The sequence below is a fragment of the Oscillatoria sp. CS-180 genome (assembly GCF_028330965.1).
Taxonomy (GTDB): domain Bacteria; phylum Cyanobacteriota; class Cyanobacteriia; order Phormidesmidales; family Phormidesmidaceae; genus Halomicronema.
In genome coordinates, this window is record NZ_JAQMUB010000041.1 from 1 (window position 1) to 16844 (window position 16844).

At 50.2% G+C, this 16844-nt stretch carries 20 protein-coding genes and 2 pseudogenes; 17 read left to right on the forward strand and 5 right to left on the reverse strand.

Annotated features, from left to right (window positions below):
• Positions 1 to 60 precede the first annotated feature (60 nt).
• The 3 genes from PN498_RS09940 to PN498_RS09950 all read right to left on the reverse strand — a co-directional run bounded on the left by PN498_RS09940 (position 61) and on the right by PN498_RS09950 (position 4328).
• A complete protein-coding gene (locus tag PN498_RS09940) occupies positions 61 to 642 on the reverse strand; it encodes a uridine kinase family protein (RefSeq protein ID WP_272062584.1) in 582 nt (193 codons plus the stop codon).
• A gap of 387 nt (positions 643 to 1029) precedes the next feature.
• A complete protein-coding gene (locus PN498_RS09945) occupies positions 1030 to 1398 on the reverse strand; it encodes a nuclear transport factor 2 family protein (RefSeq protein ID WP_272062585.1) in 369 nt (122 codons plus the stop codon).
• Positions 1399 to 1577: 179 nt separating this feature from the next.
• Positions 1578 to 4328 carry a LuxR C-terminal-related transcriptional regulator gene (locus PN498_RS09950; protein ID WP_272062586.1) on the reverse strand — a complete coding sequence of 917 codons (2751 nt, stop codon included), beginning with the start codon at positions 4326 to 4328 and terminating at the stop codon, positions 1578 to 1580.
• 601 nt (positions 4329 to 4929) lie between these two features.
• On the opposite strand from PN498_RS09950, the gene aspS reads away from it, so the two are divergent.
• From aspS to PN498_RS28580, 3 genes and pseudogenes are all read left to right on the forward strand, one after another.
• The gene (gene aspS / locus PN498_RS09955) at positions 4930 to 6228 is read left to right on the forward strand and encodes an aspartate--tRNA(Asn) ligase (protein WP_272062587.1); all 1299 of its coding nucleotides are present in this window, start codon (positions 4930 to 4932) and stop codon (positions 6226 to 6228) included.
• A gap of 10 nt (positions 6229 to 6238) precedes the next feature.
• On the forward strand, positions 6239 to 6739 hold the full coding sequence (locus PN498_RS09960) for a GNAT family N-acetyltransferase (protein WP_272062588.1): 501 nt from the start codon (positions 6239 to 6241) through the stop codon (positions 6737 to 6739).
• 116 nt (positions 6740 to 6855) lie between these two features.
• Positions 6856 to 7206 (forward strand): annotated as a pseudogene (locus PN498_RS28580) (GNAT family N-acetyltransferase); the annotation flags it as partial.
• Between the two features lie 33 nt (positions 7207 to 7239).
• Here the strand turns inward: PN498_RS28580 and PN498_RS09965 are convergent.
• Both PN498_RS09965 and PN498_RS09970 read right to left on the reverse strand, forming a co-directional pair.
• The gene (locus tag PN498_RS09965; RefSeq protein ID WP_272062590.1) at positions 7240 to 7848 is read right to left on the reverse strand and encodes an NAD(P)H-dependent oxidoreductase; all 609 of its coding nucleotides are present in this window, start codon (positions 7846 to 7848) and stop codon (positions 7240 to 7242) included.
• A 57-nt stretch (positions 7849 to 7905) separates the two neighbouring features.
• Positions 7906 to 8604: a glutathione S-transferase family protein gene (locus PN498_RS09970; protein ID WP_272062591.1), complete on the reverse strand. Its 699-nt coding sequence runs from the start codon at positions 8602 to 8604 to the stop codon at positions 7906 to 7908.
• 162 nt (positions 8605 to 8766) lie between these two features.
• On the opposite strand from PN498_RS09970, the gene PN498_RS09975 reads away from it, so the two are divergent.
• The 14 genes and pseudogenes from PN498_RS09975 (at position 8767) to PN498_RS10040 (ending at position 16575) form a co-directional block, all read left to right on the forward strand.
• Positions 8767 to 9129: a winged helix-turn-helix transcriptional regulator gene (locus PN498_RS09975; RefSeq protein ID WP_272062592.1), complete on the forward strand. Its 363-nt coding sequence runs from the start codon at positions 8767 to 8769 to the stop codon at positions 9127 to 9129.
• 216 nt (positions 9130 to 9345) lie between these two features.
• Positions 9346 to 9804, forward strand: coding sequence for an HIT family protein (locus PN498_RS09980; RefSeq protein WP_272062593.1), 459 nt, complete (start codon positions 9346 to 9348; stop codon positions 9802 to 9804).
• A gap of 43 nt (positions 9805 to 9847) precedes the next feature.
• Complete coding sequence (locus PN498_RS09985; protein WP_272062594.1) at positions 9848 to 10276, forward strand: putative toxin-antitoxin system toxin component, PIN family; 429 nt, start codon at positions 9848 to 9850, stop codon at positions 10274 to 10276.
• Positions 10273 to 10518, forward strand: coding sequence for a toxin-antitoxin system HicB family antitoxin (locus tag PN498_RS09990; protein WP_272062595.1), 246 nt, complete (start codon positions 10273 to 10275; stop codon positions 10516 to 10518). The genes PN498_RS09985 and PN498_RS09990 overlap by 4 nt, the downstream gene beginning before the upstream one ends.
• A 96-nt stretch (positions 10519 to 10614) precedes the next feature.
• Positions 10615 to 11127, forward strand: a pseudogene (locus PN498_RS28485) (GNAT family N-acetyltransferase).
• Positions 11102 to 11926, forward strand: coding sequence for a kanamycin nucleotidyltransferase C-terminal domain-containing protein (locus PN498_RS10000; protein ID WP_272062597.1), 825 nt, complete (start codon positions 11102 to 11104; stop codon positions 11924 to 11926). Before PN498_RS28485 ends, PN498_RS10000 begins: the two are co-directional and overlap by 26 nt.
• A gap of 94 nt (positions 11927 to 12020) precedes the next feature.
• Positions 12021 to 12647: an HAD family hydrolase gene (locus PN498_RS10005; RefSeq protein WP_272062598.1), complete on the forward strand. Its 627-nt coding sequence runs from the start codon at positions 12021 to 12023 to the stop codon at positions 12645 to 12647.
• Positions 12644 to 13270, forward strand: coding sequence for a hypothetical protein (locus tag PN498_RS10010; protein ID WP_272062599.1), 627 nt, complete (start codon positions 12644 to 12646; stop codon positions 13268 to 13270). Before PN498_RS10005 ends, PN498_RS10010 begins: the two co-directional genes overlap by 4 nt.
• A 93-nt stretch (positions 13271 to 13363) precedes the next feature.
• Entirely contained in the window at positions 13364 to 13864 is a 501-nt protein-coding gene (locus PN498_RS10015) for a GNAT family N-acetyltransferase (protein WP_272062600.1), read from the forward strand.
• Positions 13848 to 14309, forward strand: a complete 462-nt coding sequence (locus tag PN498_RS10020; protein WP_272062601.1) for a GNAT family N-acetyltransferase — start codon at positions 13848 to 13850, stop codon at positions 14307 to 14309. The genes PN498_RS10015 and PN498_RS10020 overlap by 17 nt, the downstream gene beginning before the upstream one ends.
• 50 nt (positions 14310 to 14359) lie before the next feature.
• Positions 14360 to 14911, forward strand: a complete 552-nt coding sequence (locus PN498_RS10025; RefSeq protein ID WP_272062602.1) for an AlkZ-related protein — start codon at positions 14360 to 14362, stop codon at positions 14909 to 14911.
• Positions 14904 to 15146, forward strand: a complete 243-nt coding sequence (locus tag PN498_RS10030; protein ID WP_272062603.1) for a hypothetical protein — start codon at positions 14904 to 14906, stop codon at positions 15144 to 15146. Before PN498_RS10025 ends, PN498_RS10030 begins: the two co-directional genes overlap by 8 nt.
• Entirely contained in the window at positions 15143 to 16141 is a 999-nt protein-coding gene (locus tag PN498_RS10035) for a phosphotransferase (RefSeq protein WP_272062604.1), read from the forward strand. The genes PN498_RS10030 and PN498_RS10035 overlap by 4 nt, the downstream gene beginning before the upstream one ends.
• Complete coding sequence (locus PN498_RS10040; RefSeq protein ID WP_272062605.1) at positions 16138 to 16575, forward strand: LD-carboxypeptidase; 438 nt, start codon at positions 16138 to 16140, stop codon at positions 16573 to 16575. Before PN498_RS10035 ends, PN498_RS10040 begins: the two co-directional genes overlap by 4 nt.
• Positions 16576 to 16844: the final 269 nt, after the last annotated feature.

The window sequence follows — 16844 nt, forward strand, 5'->3', positions numbered from 1 at the left end:
GGACAAGAAATGGCTGGGCGCCATTTCTTGTCCTCTGCAAACGCTTGTTATCGGAATTTTTCAAAATCCATCGACTGTAATTGAAATTTCACCATCGGGAAACTCATGTGAAAAGTACCACTGTTCCGCATCATCCCATTTCTCTGTCCACTCTGGTTCATCGCCTCGAGTGGATAGTCGATTCATTCTAATCGACCGAGGACAATCAACGAGTATTCCAATGTCGTAATACTGTTTCAATTCAGGGCGAAAAGAATAAACACCTTCAATAATGACAATTCCCAACGGACGCACCATAACTTCCGAGCCGAGTTCATTTTTTTCCCAATTGTATTTTCGATATCTCGCGTTCTCTCCGTTTGTCAATGGTTCTAAAACATCTCTGCGAAGTCGTTGCCAATCGAAATACTTTCTAGCACCTTCCTCGGCATTTAGTTCAAACCTAGCATTCGATTCCATCACTCTATAAAAGTCGTCGTGATGAACAACTTGACCAGAAAGTTCATCTGCCAATTTCCCAGCGATCGTAGATTTCCCCGTACCACCATGCCCATCAACCGCGACAAGAACACACAAATTATTCTTCATTGCTTCAGAAATTAGATGAACTGTTTTTTTGATTCTATTTCTAAGTAGTGTCATTTTTTGCGATTCAAATCCGCTAACTATTAATTAGAGGGAAACTTTCCCTCTAAGATCCCTATACGGGTAAATAGGTGGAAATATGTCCGCCTAAGATCCTGTTTTGGGCAGATATGTGGAGTCACGTCAGCTTAATACCCGGATATGGGTAATTAGGTTGACGAATCCAGTATAGTCATCCTCCCAAATGCTGAGAATTATCAGGGTGGCGTTGGGGCGATCGCCCTGGAGTGGGTTTTTACAGCCACAGCCATTTGGGTCGAAATTTCGGCAACTGACAGGAATAACGCCGAAAGCCTATCGTACCCAGGAGAAAATTCCACTTTCTAGCGGCGGCAATGAGCTGCCTACCAATAGGCAAGCCAGTTCCATTACATTGTTAGAGCTCTACTCCGTCGGTAACGGAAGCCCGTGTTGCCTCAGGAAACTAAGTTTGTCCCAATACCCTCTCTGAAAACTAATTTTGCCGTCAACAATGTGGAAAAATCCGCATCCTCGCAAGCCCAAGGGATCGCGCCACTCAAGAATCGCCCATTGGCCATCCTCGAATAGATTTTCGGGGATACAGGTCATTTGAGCTGCAGCAAATTCTTTCGCGAACATGTCTTGGATGGCGCTACGCCCATTTACGGGTGCTTCCGCAACCTGATGGTTGACGGCATCCTCAGCATACAGGGATACCAGGGTTTCTACATCCGCAGAGTTAAACGCGTCAACGAATGCTTGTACTACCGCCTTCGGACTCAGGTCAGTCATATTTTCTCCTCTGCGCTCTAACTATTAATTTAGAGAGAATGATTCCACATAACTCCCCTTGGTTGATTAGGTAGACGTGTTCAGGATAATCAATCCCCAATGCTGAGGATTATCAAAGTGCGTTTGGGCGATCGCCCTCTCTAACCACGATTATGGAAGGGCATTGTGGGGATGGACGCCTAAATCAACTCTAGCTCTGCGGCTCGTTTCACGGCAGCCCGGCGATTGGTGACGTTGAGCTTGCTGTAAATCCGCTTGGTATGTGTGCGCACGGTACTTAGGGCCACGACTAGCTCGCGGGCAATTTCGGGACCAGTGAGTTCGGTAGTGAGCAGTCGGAGTACTTCGAGTTCTCGCTGGCTGAGGGGTTCAATGAGGGAAGTGGGAGTGAGGGTGTAGGGAGTTGGGGAGTAAGGGAGAGTGGGTTTCTGTCCCCAGGTTTCTAAAGCGGTCAAGAGTCGCTGGGTGTAGGTGGGGGTGATGCCGCGCGTCAGGGCCTGTTGAAGCAGTCGTGCCATCGGGGTTTCGTGTTCGGCAAAGACCCGCACATAGCCCTCTGGTTCGGCCAGGGTTAGGGCGCGTTCTAGTGAGGAAATCGCCGCTGCCACATCACCTAGAGCCTCCTTGGCCAGAGCCAGAACCACCAGAATTTTGATCAGGCTGCCCGTGCGCTCTCGGGCTTCGGCGGCGGCCAGCAGTCGAGTCAGGAGGCTGATAACCGGATGAATCGCCTCGTCTGTGCCATTACTTCGGTGCTGTGCGATCGCCACTCTGGCCAGGGTTAAGTGTTCGTATTCCCGCAGATAGCTCGGCTCATCATCTACCGACAAATCGGACTCCTGCAACCATTCCAGCGCTTCCGCCAGCCTCCCCTGTCGCAACCACAACCGCACCTTTAGCGCCGCAACCGGGCGCACATTCGGCACGGGCGATCGCCGATACAGCCGAGCAGCTTCATGAAGCTGCTCAAAGGCTGCGTCTAAGTCTCCCTGAGCCGCTGTGATTTGAGCCTTGACTAGCCACCACAGATAGGCCGCTGCCGATATCGCAACCTGCTCACGTAGGGCTTCCCCCGTTTGCAGGAGCTGGCTAGCAGCCGCCAAATCTCCCTGTTCATAGCGGATCCCACTCAATGCTAAATGCAGCTCTGCCGTCCCTTGCAGCATCGGCCCGCACTGCTGCTCGGCCAGTTGTAAAGTCTGCTCACAAGTGTCAGCGGTGACCCGTAACCGCCCTTGAGCCGTCCCCATCTGCGCGAGGATTGGGGTGGCCGCGATGACAATCTGAGTACCGCCTAGCTTTTGAAATACGCTTAATCCCTCGGCGAAGGAGCGGTGTGCGGCTGCGACATCGCCACTAGACCAGTAAGCCAAACCGAGGAAGGCAGCGGTTGTGCCCCGTTCATACCCCTCATCGGTGGGTAACAGCGTCATCGCTTGCTGGGCATGGGCGATGGTGCTGGCAAAGTCACCCAGCGCTTGGGCTCGATAGGCCCGGGCATTCGCAATAGAAGCGGGCAAGAACCGATATTGCACTTCATTTGCCCGCTGCGCTGTTGGACTCCCGGCCTGCGTTAATCGCGCCAATTCGCGTTCGGCATCTTGTAAATACGTTTCAATCCCCTCTGGCTGACCCGCGTTCAGCAGCACCAGCGCATAGGCCACACTCAGAATCGGTCGAGCCCGAATCAGCGAGTCAGGGAACAGCTTCAGCCAGCTCCGCACCGTGGCTTCCTGCTGACGATTGCGCATCGTGGGCCACACCGGCTCGATCAGATCTGCCGCTCGCACAAAATTCTGGGCAGCCAGAGCATGGCGAATTGCCTCAGAGAGCAGGTCATGCTGCTCGTACCATGCGCTGGCGCGTTCGTGTAGCTGAGGCAGGCGTTCCGGCCATTCTGTGCGAGCATGGGCCAGCAGCACATCGGCAAACAGGTGGTGGTAACGGTACCATTGGCGCTTGTTATCCAATGGAACGATAAACAGGTTGCTACGCTCTAGCGTTTCCAGCATTATCTGCCCGTCGGTCTGGTCGGTTACGGCATCACATAGCGCACCGCTCAAGCGGTCCAAAACGGCGGTTTGCAGCAAAAAGTGACGGACACGATCGCTCTGCCGCTGCAAGACCTCTTCCAACAGATAGTCCACAATGTAGCGATCGTCTCCCGAAAACGCCGCCACAAAATCAGTGACATTCTCACGCCCCTGTAGCGATAGCGCCGCCAGTTGGAGACCGGCAATCCAGCCTTCGGTTCGCTGCTCTAAGGCGGAAACTTCTGCTGCCGAGATCTCTAGCCCCATCACCTGGTTCAGAAAAGCTGCCGCTTCATCCGGTGTAAACCGCAGGTCAATCGCTCTGAGTTCGGTTAATTCTCCGTGAGATCGTAAACGCGCTAGGGCCAAGGGTGGGTCAGCACGACTGGCAATAACCAGATGCATTTCGGACGGCAAGTGGCTCAGCAAAAAGCCGAGCCCGTTATGAATCGCCGGGGTCACGATCACATGGTAATCATCCAGGATTAGCACAACATCTTCTTCGACGGTAGTCAGTTCATTAAGCAACGTCATCAAGACTGACTCAATGGGCGGTGGTTGCGGTGATTGCAGTAACGAGAGCGATCGCTCACCAAGGCCAGGTTGAACGTTTTGCAGCGCGGTAATGAAGTAGGCCCAGAAAACAGCCGGATCGTTGTCGGTTTGATCTAAAGAAACCCAGGCAACGGATCTTGTCAATCCGGCGGCTACCCATTCTGCTAGCAACGTCGTTTTACCAAATCCGGCTGGGGCAGAAATCAGAGTTAATTTGCGCTGGGGGTAGATGCGCCCAATCAGCCTCGGGCGTGAGACCCGAGCAGCAGACCATTTGGGGCGATAGAGCTTGGTCTCTAGCAGCGGGAGTTCTGCAGTAGTCGGTCTTGCCGAGACAGTCATAGATACGTTTCCATGCTTTGAGAGGCCGTTGGCAAATTGGCGAACAGGTTTAATTCAGGTGACTTCATTTCATGCAATGATCTTTACCGTGCCAACTTGTTACCCAACACTTTCAGGTCAGTAGATCGAACGGTGCTGCGATCGCGCTTTATATGCGCAAAGGTTTCCAACGCACTGGTGTAGCCGGTCACTTGCCTCCATCAAGAGAGCACCTTCAAAAATTTGAGATGGCGCTAGAGCTATAGATTTTTGTGATCCCAATGCAGCAAAAAATAGGCCCTCAATCCTACCCCATTAGGGTACTTTTTTTTGATTAGAGCTTTGTTAGAATCGGCACAACTCGTTGAAGAGGATAGACCCCTTGGAGAGGTTTGCCTGAACCTGGGATCTCGATTTGGGAAATTTTCCGAACGGATGGGCATTAGTAAGGCGAAACGGTGCTGCCCCGACAGGCATTAAGTGAGTGCTACGCTCCTGAAGTGGATGATTGGCATATGCAACTTTGGAGTGTAGAAGCTGGATGGCACCACCCTCGTTTGGGTTCCAGCAGTACATAATCCCTGCAAGTTGAGGGGTTACTACTGTTTTCCAGGCCCAGCTCATGGCAAGTACCCAACGAATTCTGATTAATGCGCTTGAACCCACTCTGACAGAGCCAGTCCTAATTCGGGGCTGGATTTATCGCCTCCGAGAACTGTCAAAAACTACCTTTATTGTGGTGAGAGACTGCACCGGAGAGATTCAGTGTGTGGCTGACTCGGCTGCCTTACGAGCTGTCAGCCTGAAGCTGGATGAACCGGTCGAAATTAAAGGAAAAGTGCGAGCCGATGAACGGGCGCAGACGGGATTTGAGGTGGATGTGCTGGAAGTTTCTGTGCTCAACTCAGTCGCGCATCCCCTACCCTTTAGTGCCAGCTCAGATATTGCCAATATTGGCTCAGAAACCCTGTTGAATTATCGGCCTCTGGCTCTTCGCAATGAGGCAGTGGGGGATATCTTCCAAATTCAGGCAGCGATTTTGCATTACTTTCGCCAATGGTTGAGATCGCAACACTTCACCGAAATTGTCACCTCCAAACTGATCGCCAGCGGTACAGAAGGCGGTACAAATCTGTTTGAAGTCAAATACTTTGAGCGATCGATGTACTTGGCCCAGAGTCCCCAGTTTTATAAAGAATATGGTGTTGTCGGACTAGAGCGAGTCTTTGAGACTGGCCACGTTTATCGAGCCGAGCCCCACGCCAGTAGCCGCCATCTGACCGAATACTATTCCCTGGATTTAGAGATGGGCTTCATCGATGGGCCGGAGGAAGTCATCCAGTTAGAGCGGGAACTGCTGACCTACGTGTTTGAATGCCTCAACCGCGAGCAGGCCGACCAGCTCAAACGCTATCGTCAGACTCCCCTGCCTTCTATGTTGCAGGTGTCCACCTGGGAATTTGAGGAGTGCCTGGAGCGACTGCAACACCACTTTGGTCGCACCGACCTGGTGGATGACCTCGACCCGGCAGCAGAACGGCAGTTGTGTGAATTGGCGGCAAAAGAAACTGGCGTTCCGGCAGTGTTTGTCCTGGGGTTTCCCTTATCGGGCCGACCGTTCTATACCCATCCCCGTGGTAAAGATGGAGCCTCAGAAAGCTTTGACCTCCTATTTGAGGGGATCGAAATTACCACCGGGGGCCGACGTTTGCACCGCCGCCAGGATCTAGAACAAGCTCTGACCCAGCGGGGCATTGAACCGGGTTTATTCGAGGCGCATCTGCAAGCCTTTGACCTGGGCATGCCGCCCCACGGGGGCTTAGCCATTGGGCTGGAACGTCTGACGACTAAGGTTTTGCACCTGGCGAATGTCCGGCAGGCGACGTTGTATCCCCGCGATCGCTATCGGGTTTCGCCATAACTTGAACGTTATGATTCATATCCGTCTAGCTACACCAAAAGATGCCGAAGCGATGGTTCGTTGTCGTCTGGCAGCTATCACATTAGCTGCAGCGCCAGCCTATTCACCGGAAATTTTAGAGGATTGGGCCCAGAGTTTCAGCAAAAGTCGGGTTCAGGGATTCCGGAACGCCATTGTCAGTGATGACGAAACCCTCTATGTTGCGCTCGTGGATGATCGAGTGGTTGGCTTTAGCAGCCTGATGCCCAACAAGCAAGAAGTCACCGGGGTTTATGTGCATCCTGATTACGGCAAGCGGGGGATAGGTCGTCAGTTACTTGAGCAACTTATTCAGCAAGCCCAGAAGTTGAACGTAGGTCATTTGCAATTGCATGCATCTTTAAACGCGGTGCCTTTCTATTCGGCCTGCGGTTTCATCCTCATTAAACAGGATGCCCACAAGCTAAGATCCGGAAGGGAAATGCCCTGTGCATTGATGGAGAAATCACTAATTCCTCGACAACCGGGATGATCGGAGGGCAGGGAGGAAATCATGATCCAGATACGCGAAGCAACAATTACTGACATTTAGGAATCCAGGCACTTTGCAGAGACCTCAATCGCCACCATGTCAATTTACTGGCGCATATCTTCCAACCTGTTGAGAGTGACATCCGGAGTGATGATGCGATCGCCGATGGGATTCAAACCGATGATCGCACTTGCTGGGCGGCCACATCACATGATTTCATCATTGGGTTTGTGTCTGTCGCGGAAAAGTCCTACAGCTCCTTGCCGATGTATGTACCGCAGCGGTATGGACTCGTCGATGTGGCCGTGGCAAATGACTACCGAGGCCAAGGCGCTGGCCTGAAACTGTTTAACGCTGCTGTGGCTTGGATGCAGGCTTGTGGTCTGGAATCGGCGCAAATTCAAGTATGGAACCAGAATGCAGCCGCTATGCGCTTTTACAGCAAACAAGGATTTACCCCGGTGTACACCCGCATGCAGATGGATCTCATGAATGCCCCACTAAAGGTAATTGGATGGCAGCCGCTTAAAGTGCTGATTCAGATGAGCTTCAAATCGAATAAAATCGTTCTCAATATCGGGGTTTTTCATCACGTCAAAACAGGCAAAGGTTGCTATTGGTTGCATGCCAAAGAACTTAAAGTTTAAATGCATCGGCCAAAACAAATCGTCTAACCCCTTACCTTCAAAAAACCACTGATTTGGATCGTTAAAAGCTTGTTGGGGGGCATTCAAGGTGAGGGAGAGCATGTATTTGGTATCCGTCAATGTGCCCCCAGTGCCATATTGCTGACTCGGGTCTTGGCGGCTTCTACCATCACCATCACAAAGCTGTCCACCCATACCAGCAGAGTAAACGGTGTCCATATAACGCTTGAAGCTCCAGGGTACTTCCATCCAATTCACTGGGCTTTGCAGAATCAACGCATCAGCCCATTGATGTTTCTTTAACTCCTGTTCGACGCCATAATCATCTTTCATCATAGTGATTCTGACGTCATAGCCTTTTTGGATCAGATTGGTTTTGGCCTTCTCGACCAATGTGGCATTGAGCTTTCCTTCCGAGAAAGGATAGGCTTCATGAGCATTGATGATAAAAATATTCTTCACAACAGAATTCTCCTTGAAGAGTGAGTTGTTTGGGCAAGGTAAGGTTGCAGCCTCAGGTTAAAAACGAGAAGCATTTTCTGCTTCGGAGGTGGCTTCATCGCCTTTGCCAAAGAATGCCGGAAAAGGTTTTGGAATGGTGACAGCCTTTTGGGTTGCGGAGCGAGCATCAATGCGATCAAACCAGGCTTTTAAGTTGTCTAAACCCTCTACCGAGACCTTGGCCCAAGGATAAGACCGAGCCCAGGGATACGTCGCAATATCTACAATGGTGAAGTCATCTCCTAACAAATAAGCTTTGCCTGCAAGTTGCTTATCGAGCACCTCCAACAGTCGTCGAGACTCGGTCACATAGCGATCAACGGCGTAGGGATTTTCATTACCCTTAGGAGCTGCGATGCGCTGAAAGTACATGGCTTGGCCCATCATGGGGCCAACGCCGGATATCTGGAACATTAACCATTGCAGTGCTTCCGATCGCGCTTTTTCACCAACCGGAAGAAACTTCTGGTATTTCTCCGCCAAATACCAAAGAATCGCTCCTGACTCAAAGACCACAAAATCATCGTTGCCGCGATCAACAATCGTCGGAATACGACCATTGGGATTAAGCCGCATATACCACTCCGACTTCTGTTCTTTTTTGCCAAAGTCGATATAGGTCAGTTCGTATTTGATCGCGGCTTCTTCGAGAAAGATAATAGGCTTCCAGCCATTCATCGTAGAAGCCGTGTAGAGATGGATATCGGCAATAGGCATAGGGATTTCTCTAGCGAACGATGACACCAAACTTAAACGGTACACATAGCTGCAAATGGACTGACAAGAGCCGGAATTCCTGACATTTGCTGCTGACGTGATTTAACATAATCAGACAAGTAACTAGAGTCAACCAGTTTACTTTTAGTAACCACGCATCCTATGGGCACTTCTTTAGGAATCACGACCGATACTCAAGGCCGTAAACACGTCTCAGAGCCTTGCCTGGAACCTTGTCCGATTGAACGCGGTATGAGAGTCTTAGGTGGAAAATGGAAGGGGTCGATTCTCTGGCACCTAAAGAATGGCCCGGTACGCTTTAACGATTTAGCACGGCAGTTAGGGGGAGCCAGCAAGAAGATGGTGGTGCAGCGACTCCGCGAAATGGAGGAAGCGGGATTAATTAGAAGAAAGGTGTTGAGCGATCGCCCAATTGCAGTCACCTACGAAATCACCGAGTTTGGCAAGACAGCGTTGAGTTTCCTGGAAGAGCTTAAAAACTGGGCAGAAAAGCACCAGATTTAGACTGTTGTAACTGACTCGCCTAACACTGCGTTGGAGCGGCAGGCAAAACTTTCTCCTGTAGAGTTGAGCGGCGACAAGCAAGCTCAACTCTAATTTTAGGATGATGAACACCAGTTGATCTGGAGTAAAAAGATCACGAGAAATAACAGGGCGGTGCAGTAGACACCTCTACGCGGTGCCACTGACATTTAGCGTTTGCCAGATTAGATGAAAGCAATGAACGACTTGTCAAACTGTGTATTTTGCAGAATTGTTGCTGGCAGCGAACCTGCCAGCGTCATCTTTGAGGACGATAGGCTTATAGCTTTCATGGGTATCCGCCCGATCAGACCGGGCGAATGCATGGTTATCCCGAAGCGGCACATCGACCATTTCACGGACATCGACGACGAGACTTCGCAACGGATCATTTTGGTTGCACAGCATATTGGACGACGAATCCGAGAAGTCTTTAAGCCCCAGCGTGTAGGAATGATCGTCCATGGATATGGGGTGCCCCACGCCCATCTCATACTGGTGCCGCAGCACGACCCTTACGACATTACGTCAGCCCGGTTGGCCTATTTAGAAAATGGCGGGATATCTTTCGGTATGAAAAACCTGCCGTTCACTGATCGAGTCATTCTTGATAAGCATGCACAGTTGCTAAGAATTGACAACGGTTCAATACGATAATGCGGGCAGATGGACAATAAATTATCCTCAACGGATACACCACATGTCCATTCCGCAGATTGTAATTGATACAGATGTGATTGTGGCTGGGTTGAGATCTAGAAACGGAAGTGCTTTCCGGCTGTTAAGCCTGGTTGGTAGTGCGCAATTCGGCATTCATCTTTCTGTCCCTCTGGTTTTAGAGTACGAAGATGTATTGCTCCGAGAACTTCCAAACCTAAATATTGACGCTACCGACATTCAGGACTTTATTAGCTTCCACTGTGCAGTTGCGACCCATCATCAAATTTTCTTCCTGTGGCGACCTTATTTGAGGGATTTCAAAGATGACATGGTTTTGGAATTAGCTGTCAAAGCCGGGTGTGATACCGTAGTGACATATAATACTCGCGATTTTACGGGCATCGAGCGATTTGGCGTTAGTACTGCTACCCCTGCGGCATTCTTGAAATCTATCGGAGCATTGCCATGAGTGAATTAAGCATCCAATTGCCTGACTCACTTTATGAGAGTCTGCAGAAGCTCGCTGAGCAGGATGAGATTTCATTAGACCAATTTATTGCGCTTGCAGTTGCTGAGAAGATTTCGGCATTAACCACTGAAAGATACTTACAAGCACGTGCTAGTCAGGGAAATCGGTCAAATTATGAGGCAGTATTAGCTAAAGTCGCTAACACTGAACCAGAACCAAATGATCGGTTGCCGTCACCATAGCAGCCTTGGCGCAGCAGGGTGATTGAAACCACTGGTGATCTTGTCAAGAAAGCTGTAGCCGCTGACCAAGAACATTAGGTGGCTAGGATACTTGTAATGCAAAATGCAAGCAACTTTCCACGCTTAGAAACATCCCGGCTAATTCTACGGGCGATCGCACCCGCAGACGCCGAAGCCTACAGAAAACTCTTGTCCGACGAGACGGCGTATCCCTACATCACCGACTCCGGACCCATCAGTGCCGCTCAGATTCATGATCGCATTTGCCGAAACCAGGCTCTTTTCGTTCAGGGCAGCGCGATCTATTGGGCGCTAGAGTACGCAGAACGTTTCGTTGGCTATGTGGCGTTGCATGATCGCAACTAACCAACGCCAGCTTTGTCATACGCTATTTGTCACTAGTGGCGGCGTCAAGGATTTGCCGCCGAAGCGATCGCTGCCGTTTGCCACTATGCCTTTTCAGCGTTGAGATCTCGCGAGCTGATTGCCCGCACTCACCTTGACAACCATCCATCCGCATCGCTTTTAGTGAAGTTGGGCGTTCTCCACACGGGCGTCGTTTCCGTAAATGGCGGAGAACGCCATGAATTCAGGCGTAAAGCAAATTAACTCAAAGAGTTGGTTAGAGGAATTTAGAAAAGGCATGTTTTTAGACCCGAAACCATTGCCGCACAGCGATCGCGCTCAACTCGCTAAGCAACTGGTGCAGCGAATACTGGCTGTGCGGGGTGAGCAAGTTCTCGCCATTGGCTTATACGGTTCGTTGGCCCGTGGCACCGACCAGTTGTATTCCGATATTGAAATGAAGTGTGTGCTCAGTACCCAGGGAGAAGATTACTCCCAGGAGTGGGTTGAAAAGGGAAGCAAAATCGAGGTGAACTTTGAGAGTGAGGATGTCATCCTCAGCGAAGCGGCCACGGTCGATGAAGACTGGGCCATCACCCACGGAGCTTATTTTGATCTGAAACCGCTTTATGGCGACGATGAGTTTTTCGTCAGGCTGAAAGACACCTTGCGATCGCCCTCTCAAGAGGACTTTACGGCAGCCATCCAGGAGATCATCGTGGGGAATATTTTTGAAGCAATTTGTAAGTTACGGAACGCGCTTCTGGAAAGCAACACCGATTATCTACCGACGTTGGCCTGTGAAATTGCCCAACAAAGTGCACTCGCGATCGGCCTCGCTCACAAAAAGTGCTATTCGACTAGATCCGTAATATTGTCAGAATCCCTAGAGTTTAAGAATCGACCCGATGGCCATGAACAACTCTGTCAAATCGTGATGCAGAGTAATTTTAGCGACTTTGATGCGATCGCAGAAACGCTCGAAACGCTGTGGATAGGTTTAGTCCAGTGGGCTGAGAAAAATTATTTTAATCTTGCGAAAAGATGTGTTGCCCCCCTGTAGGCGGAACAAGCTGCACAACATTAAAAGCTCTTATTACGCTGTGAGGATTTTGGCAACTTCTCAAGCGAACAGGTACGTGCAATGGAGGTGCTGATTGAAAGACACCGTTTTAATCGACTTTGACGGCGTGCTGCGACATTGGTCAGGTACAGAAATCAAAGATGCGGAAACGAGGCTGGGATTGGACAATGGCACCTTATTTTCGTGGGCATTTTCTCAAGAGTTGTTGTCTCCTGCCATTACGGGCGCCATTAGTCACGAGAAATGGAGTGAACACGTCCATTCTAAGCTTGCTCATTTGTACGGCAACAACATTGCCAGTCAACTGATTGTGGCTTGGCATACAGCAAGCTGGAAAATCGATTTCAACTTCCTTCAAGGCTTACAGGAACTGGCATCAACTTGTCGGCTAGTATTGGCGACAAACGCAACATCACGCCTTGACTCCGACTTAAAAAGAGCAGGTTTAACGTCTACATTTGATGGGGTTGTTAATTCAGCACAAATTGGCGTAGCTAAACCTGAACACCGCTTCTTTGAACAGGCGCTATTGGTCGCAGACAGTCGAGCTCAAAATGCGGTTTTCATTGATGACAGCCTAGAAAATGTGAATGCGGCGCGTTCGATGGGCATAAACAGCATCCATCACAGAAATGTCGCTGAAACGCTTGAATTCATCTTTTTTGCTATTGAAAATAGGTATTACCAGGAACTGCAATGACAAAAGAGCTTGACCCGGCTGTTCAAAACAACTCGCTCGGACAGCGGATTCTAATTACTGGCAATAGCTGCTCTGGTAAGAGCACTTTGGGTAGTCACTTGGCCACCTTCCTAAACGTACCTTTTGTTGAGTTAGATGCGTTGAATTGGGAAGCAAATTGGGTGGGACTAAACGAAACCGATCCAGATGAGCTGATGCGACGTATGCAAGCAGCGACCGTCGGCGATCGCTGGGTCGTCGCCGGTTCTTACACCCAATTTGCTCAACAGACATTCTGGCCACGACTGGAAACGATCGTCTGGCTTGACCTACCGCTTCATCAGTTGGTTGGGCGTATGCTGAGGCGATCGTGGAAACGCTGGCGAACGAACGAATTGCTGTGGGGAACCAATTATGAAAAATTCTGGCCGCAGTTAATGGTCTGGCGCAAAGAAGATTCGCTACTGTGGTGGATTGTCACTCAATACCAGCCCAAGCGAGAAAAAATGCTGGCGTGTCATATCGACCCACAATGGAGCCATATCCGATTTATCCGTCTGTGCTCAAGTGCTGAAATCAACGATTTCACTCACGCGCTTGCACAAAATACATCGACACCATGTATAGCAACCCTCGGCTCATAAAACTATTCAATAGCAATCAAGAGTACCGTGACTTGTGAGCATTGAATTTGACTTGCTGGCGTATCGTATTAAATCGCTTTGGCATCGATTATTATGCAAATCAGAACCTTGCAATTTCATGAAGTTAAGCTGCACCGATCGCTCCGTTTACGGGCCTTACGCGATGCCCCTGATTCGTTCGGCGAGACCTTAGCTGAAGCAGAACTCCGACCGCTCGAATACTGGCAAGAGCAGACTCGTACTGTGACTGAATCCGGTTCACACATCATGTTTTTGGCTTGTCAACATAATACGGTACAGGGTTCAACGTATGGTTTGACCGATCACGATTGCCTCCGTATCGGGCGGATCGGTGGCATGTGGGTCGATTCGCGCTGGCGGCGACAGGGGATTGGACGGGCTCTGCTAGAAGCCGTCTTGGCTTGGGCTAATGGGCGTAACTTCACGACGTTAGGATTATGGGCTCCGGCTCATTGCCCAGCGGCTGTTTCCCTGTACCGCAAGCTAGGGTTTCGCGAAACGGGAAACCAGCGATCGCTTCCCTACAATCCCGCCCTCAACATCCTTGAGATGGAATGTGATTGGAAACGTTAGCCCTAAAGGGTCATGGGATTTTGAGACGCGATCGGCTACCTCTGATGACTGCGATGCACTCTACTGGGTTGTTTTTCACAAAGAAACGCATCAGCATCTTGGCAAAATCGATTTATCGACCATTAAGCGAGATGACTTTCAATGGGCAAATTTGGGCTATGTGATTCATAACCAGTTTTGGCGACAAGGTTTTGGCAAAGAAGCCGTCGCCGCAGCGGTAAAGGCAGGGCTTGAAAAGCTACATTATCACCGCATTGAAGCCGCCATTAATTTGGATAACTGCGCTTCCATTGCCCTAGTTGAAAGTGTGGGTTTGCAACGGGAATGCATTCGTCGCGCCTTTTGGTATGAAAATGAGCAGTGGGTTGATCACCTCATCTACGTTGCCCTGCCGAGCGACTTCGGGTTATCAGAAAAACCACCATTTGTCTCTGTAGAAGATTAGGGTCAGCGATCGCCCCCAGCTATGCAGACGTATTGCAAAGGTCAGCACGAATGATTAAAACCTTTGAAGAAGCCCGGCTGTTGGTTCAGCAGTTACAGGTCTGCACTATTTACGACAGTGCCAAGACGGAGCTACCCTCCCTGTGGGAACATGTCGATCTACCCGAAAAGCAAGAAGGGGAGAAAGGCTGGGGAGAAAAGGTTTCTGCCATATGGGACTGGAAAAATCGTCTGCCGGCAGAGTTTCCAAACGAGATCTTCTATGGAAAGATCAAAGGTGGGTTTGCTGTGTTGATGGCGATGGACTATTTACGAGACGTACACTTCAAGTCAGCCTACAAGCCTGTCGATCAGCTGAATCCACTATCCGCCCATACTTTCGAGAAAATTCGAGTCGAGCCGTGGGATACCACCGGCTTACGAAAGGAAATAATCCAGGAATATGGCTGCTCTAAAAGTCAGTTTGATACGGTTTTGAAGAACCTACAAATATCAATGAATGTGGTTCGTTCAAACGATCCCGATATCGAGCGAGACACCTGGTTGCCTTTCCGAGAACAGTATCCCGACGTTTGGAATTTGTACGTCTCTGGCGATGAATGAACTCTTAACCCTTGCTGCTGCTGACCTGGTGCGTGCGATCGCCAATCGCAAAATTTCCTCAGAAGAAGTCGTTACGGCTTACCTACAACGGATTGAAGCTGTGAATCCGCGCTTGAATGCCATCGTCCAATTAGCAGCGGATAGCGCTCTGCTTAACGTGAGTGATTGCGTTCCGACTTTAACGGAAGGAGCGTATATCAATGCTTGGCACTCCCTAGAGCGTTGTGAGACATGATGAATAACCCAACAGCTGATCAGGGTGATTTGCTCACCCAAGCCGTACCGCTGGATTGGATAAAAAATGCCCTGCCGACTCGATTTGGCGATATTCAGCACGTCGAAGCCGTCAAACTACGGCCTTGGTCGCAGGTTTATCGCGTTGCGTCAGAACGAGGCATTAGCTATTTCAAAATCTGTGGCCCCGATGCCCAGCATGAGGTTTCCCTGTTGGAGTGGCTATTGCCGGATCATGCTGCGATCGCCCCCGAGATCATCGCCCTCTCTCCCGAATGGGGTTGGGTACTCATGGCCGATGCCGGTATTCCCTGGCGCGATCTGCCTCGACCGGCAGCCTATCACCAGCGACTAAAACCGCTCTTGTCTAGCTATGCAAAGTTGCAGCAGCATTCGTTAGACCACATTGATCATTTACTGAGCATAAACCTGCCTGATCGCCGACTTGAACAGCTTCCCCAGCTTGTCGAGGACTTGATTGATGCGGGAGACACCAATGGCTGGTTCGAGACCGAGTTGCAAAACCAGGTACTCGGCACCCTGCCTACCTTGGAACGGCTGTGCCAAGGCCTATCGACCTCTCCCTATGCCGCTGCTCTAGATCACGGGGACTTACACACTGGAAATGTGTTGATCAAGCGCGATCGCCCTCGCATCTGCGATTGGGGTGATGCCTGTATTACTCATCCTTTCTGTTCACTGCTGCCGCTAGTAGAAACGATGGTAGGGGACCAATGCTCGTCTGTGGGTGAACTTGTTAATGGCGACTTAATCCAAGCCTATTTGCGAACTTGGCAGACCTTTGCCCCCAGCCATGTTCTAAAAGTTGAGATGCAGCAAGCCCTCTGCCTAAGTTTATTGCTTCGCGCCATAGACATGGCCTACATGCTCCAGAGTGCTGACGCAGAGTCTGTAAAACGCTGGTCTCCATTTGTTTCTAAATATCTGACTCGGTGGGTTCATATTGCAGCCACCATTCCTCAAACCGTCCGATGATTCACTTTCCCAAACCCTTAAAACCAAGGGATTTAATTGCAGTTACGGCTCCATCATCGGGTGTCCCAGGTCCACTGCAGGCTCGGCTAGATTTAGTGTTGGAGCATTTACGCTCTCAAGGCTACCGAATTCTCGAAGGCCAGTGTCTGCGCCACGAACACAAAGACGCAAGTGCTCCCAAGAGCGATCGCGCCCACGAATTCATCGAATTTCTGAACAATCCCGACATAGCCGCCATCATCCCTCCTTGGGGTGGCGAACTGGCGACAGAACTACTCGACCTTATTCCTTTCGCAACCCTCAGGCAAACACCGCCCCAGTTCACGCTCATTAATGGAGCTATGGCTAAAGTCGAATTTGAGAGCGTAAAAGGGCTCATTCCTCAAGGGAAGAATTTTCAGCGCATTGTTGTGTCTACATCAGCTCAGAACTAGTAAAAAGATGACCCACAAATATGTGATACGACGGATTCAGCAAAACGAAGGTGAAATATACCGAAAAACTCGTTAGAGTCCCTTGCGGATTTTCCTTAAGCCTTGAAGTTTACCCTCGAAAGGGCCCTTGAGCGATCGCCTGTGCTTTAGCTCCCGACATACGCACAATCCCAACGCTCCCCTGTTGAGGAACGATAGCTGTAGCGATTGCCGCGATCGTCTCACCCTGAATAATCGTGGAACTCATACTCTTTGAGAAATGCTGGCAA